1 protein-coding gene is annotated in these 233 nt (G+C 66.1%); it reads left to right on the top strand.

Annotation, left to right across the window (positions count from 1 at the left end; all coding sequences use genetic code 11):
• Positions 1-233, top strand: a 233-nt coding sequence (locus tag RYX56_RS25490; protein ID WP_317124535.1) for a hypothetical protein, incomplete at both ends; no start/stop codon positions are given.

Genomic DNA, 233 nt, shown 5'->3' with positions numbered 1-233 from the left:
CAACCGGATCACGGGCGGCAATCCCAACCTGACCCCGGACAACCGCCAGGTCTGGAAGATTGGCTTCAACTGGCAGCCGATCTCCAGCCAGGAACTGCGGATCCGGTCGGACTTCACGCGCACGACCGTCGACGGTGCCATCACCGCCTTCCCGACCATCACGCCCGATCTTGAGGCGGCCCTGCCCGAGCGGTTCACGCGTGACGCGACGGGACGGCTGATCGCTCTCGATG

The sequence above is a fragment of the Alkalihalophilus lindianensis genome (assembly GCF_032843265.1).
Lineage (GTDB): Bacteria > Bacillota > Bacilli > Bacillales > Bacillaceae_D > Alkalihalophilus > Alkalihalophilus lindianensis.
This window is presented reverse-complemented; position numbering and strand designations above follow the sequence as displayed.